We start from the raw sequence: 17,163 nt of genomic DNA, 5'->3' as shown, positions 1-17,163 counted from the left end.
GCCGCCTCAGTTGGCGCCCCTTTGTTGGCCCGTTAGCGCTTCAGCCGTCTTGCGTGAGCAGCCAGCCGCGGCGGTTACGGGCCATGATGGAGACGATCCTGCATATCCTATCGAAAGACCGGAGCGACAAACCGGCCAAAAAGGCGAAGGTCCGATGAAAGAAACCACCCAAGCCAAAATCACCGCATCCGTTGCGATCGCAAAAGCGATGGCTCAAAAAGCTCTATCCCCAAATCCAAACCCACAGTGGACTGAGTACGAAATGCAGTCAGTCGACGAGTGGATCGCGCGTCAGGGCGAGAAACTAGATCGCCCCGAAGCCATCCGCCGCCTGGTCGAGCTAGGGCTCAAGGCGAAGAAGTGAGGAACCGCCAACACTATTCCAACGACGACAAAAGCCCCCTCATCGACCTGCTGAACTGCATCGTATGTAGTCAGACAATGAAGATCGAGAAAAGCTTCCCCGACGCTGACGGTATGGACGTCATTCAATATCGGTGCGGGCGGTGCGACAGAATTGAGCGTGTGCGACTATTCCGCCGAACCCGAGATGAGCTGGGCTAAAGGCTAAGGGGAAATAGTTCGAGCGCGCGATTTGTCTCGCTATCGCCGCCCAACAGGCGCAGCCTCCACTGCGGGGCCTCGATAGGAGGTCGGTCGTGAACGGCTATATAATCAACAGCAAAGGCGTTCATGTCGGCGTGGTCATGGACGACGCGGTCTTCGGCCTTAAAGGTCAAAACCTTTACGATCTTAAGGGTTCGAGCATTTACAAGTTGAATGGCGACCTAGTTGGTCATTTGCTGGATGCGCGCGGCGAGAAGAAGCGTTTGGACAAAGCAACCGACAAGCTTTTTCCGTCGAGCTGATGACGGAACCAAAGACAGGCCTTGCCGGTCTTGAACTCAAGGACGCTGTTCGCCTTCGCTGGACGTTGTGCGACATAAAAAGCAAGCGCACGGAAATAATACCGGTCAGCCCGGATGACGCGGCCTGCCATTCTGGCGCCTCGTGCTCGGCCTTCGGAAGCTTCGTGATGTAGTTGCCGGCATCTTCGAGGGTGACGAGCTGGCGACCGCGCGGCAGGGAAATCGGATCGTCGAACGATCGCTTCCAGCCGCGCTCAGCCGTCATGCTGCGGCCTGATTTGTAGTGATGTTGTTGGGGGGCGGCCGGATTTGGCGCATGATAAAACGAGCTTTGATTGCGGCGCTGGTCTTTGTCGCTCCGGCGTGCCGGGTCTCAGCGCAGGATGCCAAGGTCTCCGTCGACATGATCGGTATAGGGCGCATGAGTTGCGCCCACTGGCAGTCTACGCAAGCGCATCGATTAGAGGGCACCATCTGGATCTACGGTTTCTGGACGGGGCTCAATTATGTTGCTGCAGCAAGCGATCAAACACAGGCGAAAATTGACGTGGCGGCGATAGCGGCCCAAGTCGAGAAGACGTGCGCTCAGCAAACGTCGCAGCCTTTGGCCAGCGCCGTATGGACCACCTATCTTGAGTCCAAGAGATAGCTATGCGGCGGCGGGTGAGGCGGGCATGCGCCATTGAAGCGCGACGTCTGGGCGATTGTCCAGTTTCGGCCAGCGCAAGGGGATTTTGCACGTTGCGGCCCATGGGGCGAATCTTTAAGAATTTGCCGTAATTTGCTCTCATGAAGGCGACCCCGATGAGCAGCAGCCCGTATAGACGCCCGCCGATCACCGAAGCGGTCGTGGAGCTGCGCCTTGCTGATCCGATCGGGATCGACGAAGTCGAAAAGATTAGGGACCGCCTGACGGGTGATTATCCCGTTCCTCCGCAGCTCTTGCAGAACATCTCGTTCACCGCGGGCCCGGGCGACCAAAATAATCGCGCTCAGGTGGAATTTGCCGGCTATCGATTGTCCTCCGCAGACGCGATAAACGTTGCCATCATCGGGCCCCAGAATGTGTCAGCCTCTCGTCTCGCCCCATATAGCGGCTGGGAAGAGTTTATCGCATACGCCAGGCGGAATTGGGCTGTCTGGCGGAAAGTCGCGGGCTGGCGCGAGGTCTCTCGAATCGGAGTGCGATATATTAACCGCATCGATGTTCCGAATCCTGACGAAAGGCCCGTACCGATTGACGATTACCTCGTGTTCAGGCCTGTATTTCCCGAGTTCGAGGGCTGGCAGAGCGTTGAGAGTTTTGCCATAAATGGAGCCATGGACATTGCAAACAGCCCGTTTAAGCTCATATTGAACGCGGGATCGACACCGAGTCCCCTAATCCGCACCGTGTCTTTTTTGCTCGACATCGACATTAGCCAACAGGGTAACCTTCCCCGGAGTGACGATGACCTCTGGGCCTTGATCGACCAAATCCGTCTCCACAAGAACCGCATTTTTGAAGCCTCCATCACAGACTTGTCCAGAGAGCTTTTTTCGTCATGATGAGATCCGAGGCGCTCAAGGTTTCTTCGTTTTCGGAAGACCTTAGAATTTATACCATGCCTCCGTCGCAAGGCGTCGGCATCGATGCCGAGGGTGCGACCGCGCGGCTGGCTGCCATGCGTCGGTTGCTGACAGGCGCCGGCCAAAAGATATCCGGCGTTCAGAATGTGGCTGCCCAGAACGATACAATCGAGGGGCAGCTGGCAGAAAAGCGCGCAGCATTCAAACGGGTGGCGGCCTCCGTGGGCATGTACCTGGATCCCGATTGGCGTACCCGGCTTTTTGCCAAGCTGGATTCCCTGATGGACCCGGAAGAATGGGACGACGACTTCGCGTTGCCGTCGGAGCAGTCGTTTTCAACGTTCTTGCGAATGATAATCTATTTGCATCCGACAAAGCGGCCCGGCCTCGGCCTGTCGGCCAAAGGCCATTTTCTGGCTTCGTGGAGCAGGCTCGACGATCGCATTGTGATCGAGAGTCTTGCGAACGACGATGTCAGGTGGGTGCTGTCGCGTGCTGTGGGCGACATGCGGGAAAGCGGCGCGGGAAAGACCAAGATCTATCGCATCCCCGACGTCATCCATCCCTACGAACCGGATCACCTTTTCCGCGATGGCGATAAGCTCCTTATCTGACGATCATCATGCTGTTCGGCATGTTAGTTATCAGCAGATCGACCGCGACGATGTCACGGGCGCAATTAGGGGTATTTTTCCCCAAGCTTTCGAGCTCTTCCCCAAAGACGAGGGCTATCTGTCTGCCAGCTGGTTGGAGTTTTTCGCCGGTTCGCATATCTGCTGCGTTGCCGCTATTGCCGCGGTCCTCTCAAAGACCCGGAAGGTGACGGCGAAGCAGGCGTTCGCGTGCGGCCGCGTCGGAGATATAAAGGAAGCGTGTAGCGAGCACGGCTTAAAAATTCGCGTTCTGCACGAGCCTGACGACGACAATCCAGCATACACCGCGATCCGTCGCTATCAGAGCGACAACCACGAATTGCTCGATTTACTCGCGACAGACGCATGGTCGAAGTTGACGGACGCAAAAGACGTCGTGGGAATGGTTGGCCCCTGGCCACGGCGGGGCTGAGCAGGTTTCCCCGAGCGGGGAATTGTCAAATCGGCCAAATCATGTCCCTGGCGGCCGCGGTCCCTGGAACTGAATCCCGCACTTCTTCGCATTTGAAGCCTGCTCAACGGCGACCATCTGCCCCTTCATCTGGGCAAGTTCGGCCGCCGTCTGCTTGTCTCCTCCGACGAAGAAGGCCGCCGGCCAGAAGATCACGACGGCCGCCGCGGTGGCCAGACCGTCATTGGTGCGCTGCTTGTCCTGTGCGCCTGACAACGTTGTGGCCCTGGTCGATATGGCCTGAGCCTCCATCGCCAGTTGCTGGCAGGTGTACGATTGATAGGCGACCGGCGAGACATAAGCCGGTGAAATGTCCGCCGCGGATGACGCGCAGCCGCCCAACGCAGCGCACAGCGCCACGATCCCCAAATTACGCATGCCAATAATCTCCCCAGACCCGGCGGCATACAAGCGCAACCCGCGGTGGAGGGCAAGGGCAGCGCGACTCAAAACCTGCTCTCTTCGACTGTGAAACGCCGATGGCGACGACCGCCACTGCTCCGACTCGATTCAGGATTCGGCTCCGCTTGCGCGACGCTTGCAGCCAATGCCCCCATCCAAACGACTGATCAGGGTCTGTCTATGATGATCTAAACGCGCCGCTGATTGCGTCGGGACAATTCCCGCGACGCATCCCGCCATAGGAAATGGGTGTGCCCTGATTGCAAGGGCGGAAAGGCCCGAGCGGAGGGGATGACGGCCAAGCGGCGCAAGGAGATTGCCAAAAAGGCAGCGAAAACCCGATGGGGCAAATGAGAAGTTGACGACTGTCCCATTTTCCTGCATCATTTGATGACGAAATTTGGGACAAATGATCATGGCGATTCTGGCTGAGCAAGTAGAGATAGTTCCGTTTCTTTCCGGAATAGAGCTGGAATTTGATAAGCTTGTTGAGGTCGTGCGTTACGCTGACAGAGAGCGGGGGTTTTGTACTGCAAACGACCCGAAAGGCTTCGACCTCATCACCATGAACGCAAAGGTCGCGCGTGGCTTGCGTGAAATGTTTTGTGGCCAGCGTTGGGAGAGCGACGAAACGGATAACCAGCCGGGGATCAGGAACCCCGTCCTGAAAATTCGCGTGATCCCCTGCAACTTTGATCAAAACGCCGGAAATCGACTTGTTGACCCTACCAATCTCGCCGAGAAGGGTTGGGCGTCGAACAAGAAGGTCCGCTGCAATGCGACCGCTTGGATTCCAGGTCTTCCGGACCCGACTGAATGCGAAGACGGCAGCGGGTATTCTACTTTTGTATTGGGCTCATACTCGGATGCGGAGGGCGGTCTTCGCGCCGAACTTTCCCGACCGAAAGCATTTACATCTGGACGCTACACCCGGTTTGAAACACGCCTCATTCTCTTGAATGGCTCCGAGGACAATTCGCCGGCCGCCGACTCAAAGATGGATCGTGGCGGCCCGACCGAAATAATCGACATCGCTGTCAAACGGAAATAGTGATGTTTAATCCTGAGCGGGTTGAGTTGGTCCGGCTTCGCCTAGGACTGACAAAAATAGGATTCGCCGAACAGCTTGGCGTTGATCGAAAGGCCTTGCAGCGTTTCGAGGGCAAGGAAGCAGATCTTCCGCGGGCTTGTCGGGATCGGCTGCTGGAAATATCCGGATACCCGGAGACCTTCTTCGAAAAGGGCTCTCCCGAATATCCAAATCCTATGGGCGTAAGCTTCCGGTCGCTTCGTTCGTTGACTGCGAGTTCCCGTAATGCTGCGATAGCGGCGGGGGCTTTGGCCTTTGAATTGGATGATTGGATTACGGGGCACTACGAGTTGCCGCATCACGCGCTTGCGCCAGTGCGCGAAGCTCCGCCCGCGCAAGCCGCCATGCTTTTGCGAGCCCAATGGGGAATCGGCAATCGACCCATCGGTAATATGATCAATCTTTTGGAGTCTCGCGGTTTGCGCGTCTTCTCGCTGGTTGAAGAAACGCGCCATCTCGATGCTTATTCGCTATGGAGAAATGACAAGCCTTACATTTTCTTGAACACGCTAAAAACAGCGGAACGTAGTCGCTTCGACGCAGCTCACGAATTGGGCCATCTTATCCTTCACAGGCACACAGGGTCATCGCATCCCAAAGGGGAGAGCGAAGCGGATGAATTTGCATCGGCCTTCTTGATGCCGCCCGAAGACGTGATGGCAGAAATTCGTTGGGTACGATCACTGGATGACCTTGTCATAAAAAAGCAGCGTTGGGGCGTCTCGACGGCTGCACTCGCTTACACGCTTCACAAAATGGGTAAAATTTCCGATTGGCACTATCGCGGTTACTGCATCGCCTTAGGAAAGCTGGGCCGGAACGTCGAACCGCGCCCGATGTCGCAGGAAACTTCGCAAGTTTGGAGCAAAATTCTAACCGACCTATGGCGCCAGGGAATCTCGCTCTCGCGGTTGGCGGACCGGCTCTGCCTTCCGGAGCGAGAGCTTAACAGCCTGCTGTTTGGAATAGCCGCCGCGCCAACTGAGCCATCAACCGGCGCGCGACTGAAACTCGTAAATCCGAAGTTATAGGGAGTAATGACCATGGCGACCGCTACCGAAGCACTTCCGGGTTCGATTTTCCTTCTTGGTGATAGTCTGCGTGGCTGTTTGGCAATGGCGTCGAAAAGCGACAATCTGCAAGAAGTGCGGGAGCTTTTGGAAAAAGCCCATGGGACGTTGAGCCTAATTATCCAAGAAGCGACAAACGCCCAATCGGAGATTGATGGAGGGAAAGAATACGACCATGATGCCTGAAGTTCTTCACCTCAACTTCCCCAACGCGCCGTGGCCAGCTCGCAGCCCCCGGCACCGTTGCGCAAGATCGGCGCCTTGTAGTCCGGAAACACGCCGCGCATCGGAGGGAGGTTGCCGACGTATCGATTGACTACGCGGAACAGCGCGATGCGCCATTGACGGCCTGGTCGATGGTGGGCGACGGATCGATCGGCTCGCCGTCGCTCCACATTCGTTCGTTCCAGCTCTCGCAAAGCAGCTTGTCGGCCTGCTGGATCATCGCTTCGCCCTTGGCCCGCATCTCCGCGGACTGCGAGGCCAGGATGTTGGCCATCGCACGCGCCTTACCGAGCTCCTTATTCAGAGCCTTGCGGTCGCCGCCCGATAGGGGCGTAGGGTGATGCTTCGGGGCCATCCGGACATCCAAGCGCAGAAAAATCGAATCGACAGCCCTGACGGCCCTAGGTCCCTATAGGTCGATCAAGCCGCCGTCGACGAACAGTTCGGCGCCGGTGGTGTAGGTAGCATCGGCGGCGAGGTAGAGGGCTGCGGCAGCGACTTCGGCTGCGGTGCCGGTGCGGCCGAGCGGAATGCGGGTCTTGGCCCCCTCGATGAAGTTGTCCTTCTGAGCCGGTGTGAGGCCGCCTTTGTCGAGGATTGGGGTGATGATCGGACCCGGGCTGATGGTGTTGACCCGGATGCCGCGCGGCGTCAGCTCCTTGGCGATCGTGCGGCCGAACGAACGCAGCGCCGCCTTGGTCGAGCCGTAGATTGTGCTGCCTCCCAGGCCGCCGTTCGCGCCGGCCACCGAAGCGGTCAGAATGATCGCGCCGCCATCCGGAATGACCGGGATGGCGTGCTTGACCAGGAAGAATGCGCCCTTGACGTTGACATTGAAGTGGCTGTCGTAAAAGGCCTCATCGACCTGCGCGATCGGCGCGAACTTGGCGATGCCGGCGTTGACGAACAGGACGTCAATGCGGCCGTGTTTGGCCTTGACCTGGTCGACCAGGACCTTGGTGGCGGCCACGTTGCCGGCGTCCGAGACCAGCACCTCGATCCCGGGCAGCGCCGCCTTGGCGGCTTCCACCGAGCGCTCGCTGGAGCCGGTAACGACCACCGTCGCGCCTTCCGATTGAAAGAGTTTGGCGGTCTCTGCACCGATACCGCTGGTGCCTCCGCTGATGAGAGCGATCTTGCCGTCGAGCTTGGCCATGAAAGGTTTCCTGACTGGAGGGGATTGCCGTGCCCGAGAGAGATGGGGGCCCCCGCGCCGCGAGCAATGGCGCCAGCGTCCGACTTTTGCCGATCAATGAGGTTTCTCGAGCGTTGGCCAGCAGCCGTCTTCTTCGTGTCTCCCGGTGCGTTGCTGGCACGTATCGTCCAGAAGCCGCTGCGCGACGTCTTTCCAGATGGCGTTGCTGCCATAGAGGCGGACCGCATCGACGGTCTGGATTTCGACGGTCCGCTCGCAGCGCCGGCAAGAGACCCGCAGCACGTCACGCGGAAGTTTGACGTGACGCGGCATCCGGGAGATCTCGGACAAATACCCCGTCAGGCAAGGCAGGGCGTTGTTTGGTTGCAACCTGAGCGGAACGGTAACGAGCGAGAACCGATCGATTTGCGTTGTCATGTTATTTCGATCGGCGCAGGAACAAAAAACCGCCAGCGCGAACTGGCGCGGGAAGGGGTGATTTTAGTTTCCGAGAAAAACTTATCGGAAGTGATTTAGCTCACTAATAGGTCCGATATCGGCCTGGTCGGCGGTCGCCTCGAACCGGCGGATCGCACGCTTGAACTCAGAAAATGAGACAGGGCTGCTGGTCACGATCCGGCACAACAAAACGGACCAAAGGTGAGGGCGCCACCATTGCATCAAGCTTTGGTCCCATCAAGAAAGTCGGCTTTGAATCTCAGTTGGGACGATAAACGGCTACGCCAGGAAGAGGCCCGCCGAGAACATGAAGAGTGGCGCCAGCGGTCGAAGTACCATTTGAAAAGATGCAGGCGCCGCGGACCATATTTTATCCTGACAAAGTTAGCGGCTGATCCGCAGCAACACAACTTGTGGTGCCGGACTGTTCATGAACCGTGCCGGTACCGACGCCGAGAATTTATGTCGCTGATTGGGGCCCCTCGCCGAGCGCCTTGGCCACATTGCGGAAGCGGTCGAGTGCCGTCTCCAGACTTTCGACGATTTCTGCCGCGACTTCGTCAGGGGGCGGCAGCAAATCGGGATCGTCGAGCGCGTGATCTTTTACCCAGAAGATATCGAGATTGACCTTGTCACGCGCCAGCAAGGTCTCCAGTGGGAACCGCTTGAATTTTTCCGACTCCTCGCGCTTGGAGCGGTGGCCAGACTGGTAGCAGGCGATGAAGCCCTGCAGATCGGCCCGTACCATGGGGCGCTCTTTCAATGTGAAGCGCTGGTTGGTACGCAGGTCGTAAATCCAAAGATCCTTTGTTGCAGCGGTTTCAGAGGGCGGCTTCTTGTCGAAGAACAACACGTTGGCCTTAACGCCCTGTTTGTAAAAGATGCCCGTCGGCAGCCGCAGCAGCGTGTGGAAATCGAAATTCTTCAACAGCCGGCGACGGATGGTCTCGCCGGCGCCACCTTCGAACAGGACGTTGTCCGGAAGAACGACGGCGGCTTCGCCGTTCGGCGCCAGCACTGTCATGATGTGCTGCAAGAAGTTCAACTGCTTGTTTGAGGTGGTGACGAAGAAGTCCTGACGGTCGTAGTCCTCGCGCTCGCTGTCGATCTCGCCATCATCCCGGACGATGCGGTAGCTCTGTTTCTTGCCGAATGGCGGGTTGGTGAGGATGACGTCGTAGGTCTTGCCACCCGCGCCGAGCAGCGCGTCCTTGGCTTCGACGATTGAATCAACGCCGGTAATGCCGTGCAGATATAGGTTCATCGCCGCGAGACGCACGACCTCCGGCACGATATCGACGCCCGAGAACTTGCCCTTCATCGCCGAATAGACTGCTCGATCGCGCGCCTTAGGGTGTTGTTTCATATGTTCCCAGGCGGCGAGCAGAAAGCCCGCGGTCCCGCAGGCTGGATCATGGACCGTTTTATGCGGTTTTGGATCCACCACTCGCACCATCGCCTCGATCACCGAGCGCGGCGTGAAGTATTGACCTGCGCCCGATTTCACGTCCTCTGCGTTTCGGGCGAGCAAGCCTTCGTAGATGTTGCCCTTCACGTCCACCGGCAGGCCGAGCCAGACCTCGCTGTCAATCAAGCCGACCAAACGCTTGAGCTTGGCCGGGTCCTGAATCTCGTTTTGGGCCTTGAGGAAGATCGCGCCGATGATGCCGCTCTGTTTCGAGAGCTTGTCGAGCAGCTTCACATAGGTCGCATTCAGCGCCTCGCCGGAAAGATCCTTGATGTTGCCCCAGCGTGCGCCGTCAGGGAGCATGGACGCCTCGCCGATCTGGGTGACGCGTTCCTCGTCCATCTTGAGGAAGAGCAGATAAGAAATCTGGCTGATATAGGCCTGATAGGAAACACCCTGATCGCGCAGCACGTGCGCGAAGTTCCAGACTTTTGCGACGAGGGTTTGGGCATTCATACTTCAGACTTTCTGACTCGCCCACGCCGGGCGGGTGCGACGGCAGGGCTTGCGGCAAAGCGCGCTAACAGAGCGCCGGCGGGTTCGTCGGTGGGGTCCTGGGAGACAAGGCGGCCCTCGAAGGCTGCCTTGAGAATGGATTGCTTCAGCCGCGCGGCATCGGCGGCTTCTGCGTCTAGCATCGCCAAGGTGTCCGCGGCGGCGGTAAGTGCGTCCGAGACACGGCGAAGGATTTCTGCGGCTTCTGCGGGCGGTGGGATGGGAAGTGCGATTTGCGCAATGTCCTCTTGGGAAATCTTCAAAATTCCGGCGGTGGTTTTGGCGAGCCGTCGTATTTGGCTCCTACCAATTGGGCTGTTCCAGGCCAATTCAATCCACAACCCAATTTGTTGATCGGCACCCAACGGATAGCGAATCATGGTGTCAGGAAAGACCACCGTCTCGCCGATGTCCGCGACGTAAACCGCGCGACCAACGAACTCGGGCGATCCATTTGCACGCGAGATCAGCAGATCGCCATTATTCACGCGATAGTTCTGGATGCGGTCCTCCGGCAAGGGGATATACCGAACCGCGTCAAGGTTTAGGCCCCGAGCGGTTAGGGCATCGAGGCGCATTGCCTTTACCCCGGGCGGCGATGGCGAACCCGAGATTGAGATACCGTTGCGTTGATCGCCGGCCTTCACTTCATTGACGGTCGCCCACGCCCAGCCCGGAGGAAGTTGTGGCAAGATGGAGGTGTCGAGCAGCCGGGCGTCCACGGCGCGGCGGCTGCGGGCCGCTGGGATACTTTTGCTGGCGCGGTCCCTAGCGATGCGTGCCAGGAGTTCGCGGCCGGTTTCGGTAACGGGGTTTGCTGCGCGCCAGTCCTTGGTCAGCTCACCGGTGATTGCGGCTTTGAGCAGAGCGCGGCGGAAAGTGCTAAGCCCTTTTCGCGCCTCCGCCAGTGCCGCCTCACCCTCCGCGACCTCGGCAAACAGCGCATCCACCCGCGCCACGATCCGGCGCTGTTCGGCGACTGGCGCCAGAGGGACGGGAACCCGCTCCAACGCCGAGACCTCGACGCTGTTAACCGTCGTCCCATCTTTCGAACAATCGTTGAGCACGCGGTTTTCCGCCAGCGCGAGATAGCGAGCGATGTAGTTCGGACTGATGCCGTCATGCGACGTGAGCGCGCGCAGGTCCTGGTTGAGCGTCACGATCCGGTCGGTGATGGCAACGGGAAATGAATGTTTCAGGATGCCGGAACGCATCACCATCAGGACTGACCCTTCAGGCACGTACTTCGCCGACGACCCTTCAACCGCCGCGGAGGTAACTTTGTCTTCGGTCTCGCCGATGACCGCGACCTTCATGTCTTTCGGGGAAACCCAGGGGACGGTTCCATTGGTCCAGAATGCTGCATTGGCCTTGGATGGTGTGCCGCCGCCCATCCATGTGCCCAGCGCTCCGAGCGCCGTCCATTTCCACCCGGCTGGCAGCGGCCACGGCCCCTCGACTTCTGCCGATTCGTCAACTTTCGCCGCCAACGCCACGCCACCTGCCATTACGCCACCAGCACTTCATTAAGTTCATCGAGCAGCGTCGGCAGCCGCGAGCCGAACAGCGCGCGAGCCTTGACGATGCCGCCGCGCCCGGAAAATTCCGGCGCGTCCATCATGTCTTCTGGCCTGATCTCTATATTGACCGCGAGATGATCGCGGATCGCCATCAGCCAGGCTCTTTGTTCTTCGGAATAGGCGCGGCCCGCCTTCTCCTCGCGGCCGAGCCAGAGATTAAAACGTCCAGCGACAATCGAGGGCAAAGGTTCCAGCGACTCACTGTCTCCAATCGCATAGCGTACCAGCATGACGATGTCAGCCAGCGTGCCGGCCGGATTGCCGCGTACCTTGTCCGATGACAGCCGCTTGTAAGCTCGCCAGATATCGATAGGTTCGAGGAGCCAAGGTGGGCGCTTCAGCGCCTCCTTGAGATCATCCACCGCCTCATAGGTTAGCCGCCGTTGCGCATAGGGCAGACGGTAGAGGATTTGCAGGGCGGAAATTTCGTCGCGGCGCTCCTCCAGAAAGCGCTTGAAGCGCTCTACTGTGTCGGTGGCCTTCTTCTCGTCCCAGCCTGACGAGACTACGGCGTCTGTGGAAATCGTATCAATGCGGATATCCGCTGCGGCCTTAACGTCCTTCAGCAACTGCCGCAGTGTCGGATCGTCAAAGATGGTCGCCGCCGCATCCTTCGCCGCCTCGCGCGTCTTCTTCTGCTCGGCTTCCGACGCCTCCTTCGGCACGCAGTTCGCCAACGCGTCCGGATCGACGGCATTCAGCAGGCGCGAGGCGAGGCCGGAAAGATCGACACCACCCGAGGCCTTGACGATCGCCGCGCGATCTTTGTCGCAGATGCGCCGGTCGAGTGCCGCCAGGCGGGCCGCGAGCGTTGCGAAGGCGTCGTCATCCCGCCGGCCGGCGGCGATTTCATCGATCAGCCGGTCGAAGGAGATGACGCGGTCGCGCTCCAGCGGCTGCGAAACGGTTTTCAGGCTTTCCGACACCCCGACCGCGTCGATCAGCACGAACCGGGTTTTTGCCTCGGCATCCGGCGTCACCTCGCGCAGCTTTTCCGCAGAGATGGTGCGCGCGCCCCGGCCTTTCATCTGCTCGAAATAGAGTTCGGACCTGACGTCACGCATGAAGATCAGCACTTCCAGCGGTTTGACGTCGGTGCCGGTGGCGATCATATCGACGGTGACTGCGATGCGAGGGTTGTAGTCGTTGCGGAACGACCGGATGAGAGACTCGGGGTCGGCACCATCGGTCTTGTAGGTGATCTTCTTGGCAAAGTCGTTGCCCTTGCCGAACACCTCGCGGACGAGGGTCGTGATCTCTTCAGCGTGGTGATCATCCTTGGCGAAAATCAGCGTTTTCGGCACCTCGATACGGCCGGGAAACAATTCGGTGAACAGCGAGCCGCGGTAGGTTTCGAGCACGGTGCGAATCTGGTTTGGCACCAGCACTGACCGGTCGATCTGGTCCGGCGTGTAGCTGAAATCGGCTTCCAAGGTTTCGTAGCGTTCCGCCCTGGTGCGCTTGTCGCGCACCGGCAGGTCGTAACCCGCCTTCACCGTTGCGCCTCGCTCACCAATCTCGGTGCGGATCCGGAATATCTCAAAGCCGACGTTGACGCCATCGACCACCGAACGCTCATAGGGATATTGCGCGACAAGGTTCTTTCCGAAGAAACCGAGCGTGTGCAGTGAGGGCGTTGCGGTCAGCCCCACCGTGAAGGCATCGAAATATTCCAGCACCTGCCGCCAGGTGCCATAGATCGAGCGATGGCATTCGTCTGTTATGACGAGGTCGAAACTCTCAATGGGGATCGACGGATTGTATGAAACGAGGCGCTCTGTGTCGGCCCTAGATAGTTCAAAGGACGATGCCTCTTCCTCTTCCTCCGACAACTCCTTGCCGGTCAGGACCGAATAGACCCGCTGGATAGTGGCGATCACGACCTGCGCCTCCTTGTCGAGGCCGGCCGCGCCGAGCTTTTGGACGTTGTAGATTTCGGAGAACGAACGGCCGGTTCCGGGCGGCCGGTAGGCCAGATATTCGTCACGCGTCTGGCGGACGAGGTTGGCGCGATCGGCCAGGAACAGGATGCGCTTGAATCCGGCGTGTGCCAACAGCCGGTAACTCAACGTGCAGGCGGTGAAAGTCTTGCCGGCGCCGGTCGCCATTTGCACCAGCGCCCGGGGACGGTTCTGAGCCATGGAAATTTCGAGCGCCGACACGGCGTCGATCTGGCAGGCGCGCAGGCCGTCAGTGATGAACGGCGGCATGGCCCAAAGCCGGCCGCGCAAAGTGAGAGGCTCCCTTAGCTCACGTTCCAGCGTCTCCGGACGATGAAAGGAAAAGACGCGGCGCGACACCGGATCAGGGTCGGCGTGGTCGCGAAACAGCGTCTCCGTGCCCGAAGCTACATATTCGAACCGGACCTGGCCTTCCTCGCGAAGGAGATGCTTCGGCACATCCGCGATGTAGCGAGCCGCCTGCTCGGAGTAGCCTGACAGCGTGGTGCCCTCCGCCTTGGCCTCGATCACACCGCAGAGCCTGCGGCCGACGAACAAGCCATAATCGACTGGCCCGGAGGCCGTCTGGAACTCTCGCACCGCCACGCCAAGCCCGGCGCCAAGGTTCATGTCCGCCTTGGACTGGATCAGCCACCCACACGCGACAAGCCGCCGGTCAATCAAAGACCGCGCCCTGTCCTCGGGATGGAAGGCGGATTCGCTCATTATCAACTTCTAGGCGAACCCGCTGCTTGCCGGAAGCTGCCAATGTCAGCTGCAAGGGGCTTGACCGTGGGAATCCTGCAAAAGGCCCGGGCAGGGTCGGCCGTTTGGACGTGGCGGGCCCGCGCGAAGGGGGTGGATCCCGAAAACAGCCCCCGCGGTTCAAGATCGGCCGTGGAGGTTAAGCCATTGTTTCAACTAGATAAAGTGGTGATCTTGGGCGGACTCTCTCCTCCATATTACGACTATACGATACTGTAAATGCTAATATTTCTTTGTAGGCACGAATGATGCCCTAGCAGCTGCCCTAACACCTAAGCCAGTGCTTAGCCGACAGAAGGCATTAGCGTCGCTTGGGGCGAGCACTTCTGTCATGCGGGAGTTTCAACAGCTCGGCAGGCTCCACCTGAAGGACATCGGCGAGCTTGCCAACGATCTTGAGGCTGGCGTAAAACGCGCCCTTTTCAAGCTGGCTCAGATAACTTCGGCTCACCTCAGCTTCGTATGCAAGATCATCCTGCGAAAGCCCTTTGGCGTGCCGCAGCCGGCGCAAATTGGTCGCAAACACCTCTCGCAGGTCCATGCGAGAAGCGAAACGATCTGTTTAAAATGTGCACCTCGATATATTGAACAAAGTGTATAGCGCGCGTTAAGCTGTCCCCACTCGGGTAATTGCAGGGGCGCTCAATGTTTAACGGTCTGCGCGAGAGATGCGCCGCTTTCGCGGCGCTGCGGTGCACGTTCGCGTTCGTGGTCGTTGTTTCTGTGTGCCTCTCGGCCCGAGCACAAGCTCAAGCATCAGACGAGCAGTGCAGTGCGCTGCTTCAGCAAACATCGTCGGCGCTGGCAGCTAGGAGCAGCAAGCAGATCGTATCGTCGGAACGTCAGTATCTCACCTGGTGTCGAGAGTTCCTCGATGGAGATGCCTACGAGATGCATCTCGATAGTCTCGCATCCGCTTTGATAGACCAACGGCAGTTCTCTGAGGCAACGGGCGTCGCAAATAGATGCCTTCAGAGCAATCTCAAGAATCTGCTCTGCCTTGCCCACAAAGCGGAGGCGCTGCTTAGGAGCAACGACGTTGCGCAATCGAAAGCAGTCGCTGAGCGAGCGGCACGCTTAGGAGCGGTTACTCAGTTCGACCTCTTGGCGAAGGAGAATCTCACGAGATTGTTAGAGGAGATACACTCGAGAGAACCCCCCCGAACAGCAGTTCCCAGCGCCGCGCGGCCCAATCGTAATGCTCCTGGGGATGATCTTTCTTCGTTCGGCGACGAGGTAAAGCCGCCGCAGCCTGCGCCCGCGGGGGTCTCTGGCGATGTAGCCTGCAACGGAACGGGGGCAGTCGGCCTTTCGATCACCATCAACGGCGAGATAACGATGAAAACAGCGCAGGACGTCGGAAAGCTATTTACGGCTTTTCATGCGGCCGAGCAAGGAGACAAGCGCTCCTGCACTCGCACTAGCTCTGATAAGAATGACCTGTCTGCTTTCGGTACGCACTTTGACATAAACAGCTATGGTGGTGATGTCAGCGCTGCAATGGCCATAGGCAGGCTGTTTCGAAAGGAAAGCGCTTCGCTCGGCGTCGAGGGGCACTGCATAAGCTCGTGCGTGTTGATTCTGGCTGGAGCGGTCGACAGACAGGTCTCAGGGGACAATGTGGTCGGTATTCATCGACCATATCTGGCAAGCGGCAGAACCGCGACCTCTGCGGAAATCGCTGCGACCTATTCTGGCTATTTGGCTCAGATCAAATCTTACCTGCGTGAGATGAACGTCCCCACCAGGTTGGCTACCGACATGCTAGCCGTTGAGCCCGAAGCAGTTCGAATGTTGACCCTCAAGGAACTGGAGTCATACCGCCTGTTGGGCGTAGATCCTACCGAGCAGGAACGGCGTGCAGTCAGCCGTGAAATTCGCGATCTGAAGGAGGCAGAAGAACTCGGTATCGATCGTATCGAGTATACGAAACGAAAGGCCCGTGCGAATGCGACCTGTTCAGCTGCTGCCGAGCATTATGACTGTTTCAACCGCGTCATGAAGACTGGCGCGAACTAGCGGTCTTCCCCGCCAATACAGAGCGCCTTCTAACCTCGCTGTCTCTCTTTCGGTTATTCGGCATTCATGTCGTGAAAATCAAACAGGAAAACCTACTGAAGGGATATAGCGCGCGATGGAGGGGCAAATGCGGCGCCAGTTCGTCATTGTGTTTTTGATGCTCTTGGCCGGGTGCGTCTCGGTCAGGCAGGAGGACTTGGATGCCTGGGCGGGCGGCCGGTGTCGGAGCTTAATCTGCATCCCGTCTTTGCGACCATGACGATGACGCGCTCGGTGGCGGCCGATGGCACCGAGATCAGGAACTACGTCAACTCGAAGCAGGCAGTGAACTGCGGCGGCGGCGGCACGGTGACGCCCGGGTTCAAGCCGCCCGGCTACAGCGCCATCCCGGCCGGGGTCAATTACAGCCAGTCCATGAGTTGCACGAGCTCGATGCCAACCTGCAACAACATGTTCTATGTCAAGGACGGCATCGTGCTCCGATTTACGCCGGTTGGCAGCGGGGGCGGCCGGTGCTTTACCGACGAGCGGCTAAGGCCGGGCTTCCGCGGGACAGTGAATTATTGATCACGTGGGCGGGCCTCCGCCTAAGTATCGTTCGCGAGTGACGAGGGGTGGTCCGAGAGCCTGACTCTGATAAGCTCCTGGTACCGTACTCGTAGAGAATCAGTTCGGTAGTGTGGGCAATGAGATCCCTGCCGGTTGGGGATAGCTCGGCACCGCTTCCGAACTGAGCACCAGCAACAATGTAGCCGTCCTTGCGACCCTTCCCTGAGGCGGGCAAGGTATACTGTTTCACTGTCCCACGATCCGAATCAGAACGTTAAGTTGGATGAAACAGCACAGTTCGGCCGGCGTCGCATTCGTGACATGTCGCGCACCTTGGCCGAGAACTGAGGGGTCGGTCGAGAGCTTGAACGTGCGGATGCGGTGAGGCTGAAGCCCGTGCGAGCCAAGACACGCTGGACGTAGG

The 17,163-nt window shown here is 58.8% G+C and carries 17 protein-coding genes and 3 pseudogenes; 11 read left to right on the top strand and 9 right to left on the bottom strand.

Annotation, left to right across the window (positions count from 1 at the left end; genetic code table 11):
* Positions 1-154: 154 nt before the first annotated feature.
* The 6 genes from B5525_RS31395 (at position 155) to B5525_RS31365 (ending at position 3,503) form a co-directional block, all read left to right on the top strand.
* Positions 155-364, top strand: coding sequence for a hypothetical protein (locus tag B5525_RS31395; protein ID WP_079569521.1), 210 nt, complete (start codon positions 155-157; stop codon positions 362-364).
* 295 nt (positions 365-659) lie between these two features.
* Positions 660-869: a hypothetical protein gene (locus tag B5525_RS31385; protein WP_079569518.1), complete on the top strand. Its 210-nt coding sequence runs from the start codon at positions 660-662 to the stop codon at positions 867-869.
* A gap of 316 nt (positions 870-1,185) precedes the next feature.
* Positions 1,186-1,518: a hypothetical protein gene (locus B5525_RS31380; RefSeq protein ID WP_154073559.1), complete on the top strand. Its 333-nt coding sequence runs from the start codon at positions 1,186-1,188 to the stop codon at positions 1,516-1,518.
* 155 nt (positions 1,519-1,673) lie between these two features.
* Positions 1,674-2,417: a TIGR04255 family protein gene (locus B5525_RS31375; protein ID WP_172900011.1), complete on the top strand. Its 744-nt coding sequence runs from the start codon at positions 1,674-1,676 to the stop codon at positions 2,415-2,417.
* 116 nt (positions 2,418-2,533) lie between these two features.
* The gene (locus B5525_RS31370; RefSeq protein WP_154073558.1) at positions 2,534-3,052 is read left to right on the top strand and encodes a hypothetical protein; all 519 of its coding nucleotides are present in this window, start codon (positions 2,534-2,536) and stop codon (positions 3,050-3,052) included.
* Entirely contained in the window at positions 3,030-3,503 is a 474-nt protein-coding gene (locus B5525_RS31365; RefSeq protein WP_079569512.1) for a hypothetical protein, read from the top strand. The genes B5525_RS31370 and B5525_RS31365 overlap by 23 nt, the downstream gene beginning before the upstream one ends.
* A gap of 39 nt (positions 3,504-3,542) precedes the next feature.
* On the opposite strand, the gene B5525_RS31360 is transcribed toward B5525_RS31365, so the two are convergent.
* On the bottom strand, positions 3,543-3,920 hold the full coding sequence (locus B5525_RS31360) for a hypothetical protein (RefSeq protein WP_079574033.1): 378 nt from the start codon (positions 3,918-3,920) through the stop codon (positions 3,543-3,545).
* A gap of 439 nt (positions 3,921-4,359) precedes the next feature.
* On the opposite strand from B5525_RS31360, the gene B5525_RS31350 reads away from it, so the two are divergent.
* Genes B5525_RS31350 through B5525_RS31340 form a run of 3 tightly spaced genes read left to right on the top strand, consistent with a single transcriptional unit; the run spans position 4,360 to position 6,290 of the window.
* Positions 4,360-4,995, top strand: a complete 636-nt coding sequence (locus B5525_RS31350) for a hypothetical protein (RefSeq protein ID WP_154073557.1) — start codon at positions 4,360-4,362, stop codon at positions 4,993-4,995.
* Between the two features lie 2 nt (positions 4,996-4,997).
* Positions 4,998-6,065 carry an ImmA/IrrE family metallo-endopeptidase gene (locus B5525_RS31345; protein WP_079569509.1) on the top strand — a complete coding sequence of 356 codons (1,068 nt, stop codon included), beginning with the start codon at positions 4,998-5,000 and terminating at the stop codon, positions 6,063-6,065.
* Between the two features lie 12 nt (positions 6,066-6,077).
* The gene (locus B5525_RS31340) at positions 6,078-6,290 is read left to right on the top strand and encodes a hypothetical protein (RefSeq protein ID WP_154073556.1); all 213 of its coding nucleotides are present in this window, start codon (positions 6,078-6,080) and stop codon (positions 6,288-6,290) included.
* A 17-nt stretch (positions 6,291-6,307) separates the two neighbouring features.
* Here B5525_RS31340 and B5525_RS46725 read toward each other — a convergent pair.
* The 8 genes and pseudogenes from B5525_RS46725 to B5525_RS31300 all read right to left on the bottom strand — a co-directional run.
* Positions 6,308-6,439, bottom strand: a pseudogene (locus tag B5525_RS46725) (SOS response-associated peptidase); the annotation flags it as partial.
* A gap of 2 nt (positions 6,440-6,441) precedes the next feature.
* A pseudogene (locus tag B5525_RS31330) lies at positions 6,442-6,684 on the bottom strand (hypothetical protein); the annotation flags it as partial.
* A gap of 54 nt (positions 6,685-6,738) precedes the next feature.
* Positions 6,739-7,485, bottom strand: a complete 747-nt coding sequence (locus B5525_RS31325; RefSeq protein ID WP_079569506.1) for an SDR family oxidoreductase — start codon at positions 7,483-7,485, stop codon at positions 6,739-6,741.
* Between the two features lie 93 nt (positions 7,486-7,578).
* A pseudogene (locus B5525_RS47990) lies at positions 7,579-7,773 on the bottom strand (hypothetical protein); the annotation flags it as partial.
* A gap of 610 nt (positions 7,774-8,383) precedes the next feature.
* The gene (locus tag B5525_RS31315) at positions 8,384-9,802 is read right to left on the bottom strand and encodes an HsdM family class I SAM-dependent methyltransferase (RefSeq protein WP_244567653.1); all 1,419 of its coding nucleotides are present in this window, start codon (positions 9,800-9,802) and stop codon (positions 8,384-8,386) included.
* Positions 9,803-9,843: 41 nt separating this feature from the next.
* Positions 9,844-11,376, bottom strand: a complete 1,533-nt coding sequence (locus B5525_RS31310) for a restriction endonuclease subunit S (protein WP_172900010.1) — start codon at positions 11,374-11,376, stop codon at positions 9,844-9,846.
* 17 nt (positions 11,377-11,393) lie between these two features.
* Entirely contained in the window at positions 11,394-14,132 is a 2,739-nt protein-coding gene (locus tag B5525_RS31305) for a DEAD/DEAH box helicase family protein (protein ID WP_079569499.1), read from the bottom strand.
* 340 nt (positions 14,133-14,472) lie between these two features.
* Entirely contained in the window at positions 14,473-14,712 is a 240-nt protein-coding gene (locus tag B5525_RS31300; RefSeq protein ID WP_079569498.1) for a helix-turn-helix domain-containing protein, read from the bottom strand.
* A 104-nt stretch (positions 14,713-14,816) separates the two neighbouring features.
* Here B5525_RS31300 and B5525_RS31295 point away from each other — a divergent pair, with 104 nt between their 5' ends.
* Positions 14,817-16,190 (top strand): hypothetical protein, encoded by a 1,374-nt coding sequence (locus tag B5525_RS31295; protein WP_079569496.1) that lies wholly within the window; start codon positions 14,817-14,819, stop codon positions 16,188-16,190.
* Positions 16,191-16,409: 219 nt separating this feature from the next.
* Positions 16,410-16,757, top strand: coding sequence for a hypothetical protein (locus B5525_RS31290; RefSeq protein WP_079569495.1), 348 nt, complete (start codon positions 16,410-16,412; stop codon positions 16,755-16,757).
* Positions 16,758-17,163 lie beyond the last annotated feature (406 nt).

This window comes from Bradyrhizobium erythrophlei (assembly GCF_900129505.1).
GTDB classification, from domain to species: Bacteria; Pseudomonadota; Alphaproteobacteria; order Rhizobiales; family Xanthobacteraceae; genus Bradyrhizobium; species Bradyrhizobium erythrophlei_D.
This window is presented reverse-complemented; position numbering and strand designations above follow the sequence as displayed.

What these genes read in the sequence shown, in the direction of transcription:
- B5525_RS31395 (WP_079569521.1), top strand. Translation starts at nt 155, where the DNA reads ATGAAAGAAACCACCCAAGCCAAAATCACCGCATCCGTTGCGATCGCA.
- B5525_RS31380 (WP_154073559.1), top strand. Translation starts at nt 1,186, where the DNA reads ATGATAAAACGAGCTTTGATTGCGGCGCTGGTCTTTGTCGCTCCGGCG.
- B5525_RS31375 (WP_172900011.1), top strand. Translation starts at nt 1,674, where the DNA reads ATGAGCAGCAGCCCGTATAGACGCCCGCCGATCACCGAAGCGGTCGTG.
- B5525_RS31370 (WP_154073558.1), top strand. Translation starts at nt 2,534, where the DNA reads ATGCGTCGGTTGCTGACAGGCGCCGGCCAAAAGATATCCGGCGTTCAG.
- B5525_RS31365 (WP_079569512.1), top strand. Translation starts at nt 3,030, where the DNA reads ATGGCGATAAGCTCCTTATCTGACGATCATCATGCTGTTCGGCATGTT.
- B5525_RS31360 (WP_079574033.1), bottom strand. Translation starts at nt 3,920, where the DNA reads ATGCGTAATTTGGGGATCGTGGCGCTGTGCGCTGCGTTGGGCGGCTGC.
- B5525_RS31350 (WP_154073557.1), top strand. Translation starts at nt 4,360, where the DNA reads ATGGCGATTCTGGCTGAGCAAGTAGAGATAGTTCCGTTTCTTTCCGGA.
- B5525_RS31345 (WP_079569509.1), top strand. Translation starts at nt 4,998, where the DNA reads ATGTTTAATCCTGAGCGGGTTGAGTTGGTCCGGCTTCGCCTAGGACTG.
- B5525_RS31340 (WP_154073556.1), top strand. Translation starts at nt 6,078, where the DNA reads ATGGCGACCGCTACCGAAGCACTTCCGGGTTCGATTTTCCTTCTTGGT.
- B5525_RS31325 (WP_079569506.1), bottom strand. Translation starts at nt 7,485, where the DNA reads ATGGCCAAGCTCGACGGCAAGATCGCTCTCATCAGCGGAGGCACCAGC.
- B5525_RS31305 (WP_079569499.1), bottom strand. Translation starts at nt 14,132, where the DNA reads ATGAGCGAATCCGCCTTCCATCCCGAGGACAGGGCGCGGTCTTTGATT.
- B5525_RS31300 (WP_079569498.1), bottom strand. Translation starts at nt 14,712, where the DNA reads ATGGACCTGCGAGAGGTGTTTGCGACCAATTTGCGCCGGCTGCGGCAC.
- B5525_RS31295 (WP_079569496.1), top strand. Translation starts at nt 14,817, where the DNA reads ATGTTTAACGGTCTGCGCGAGAGATGCGCCGCTTTCGCGGCGCTGCGG.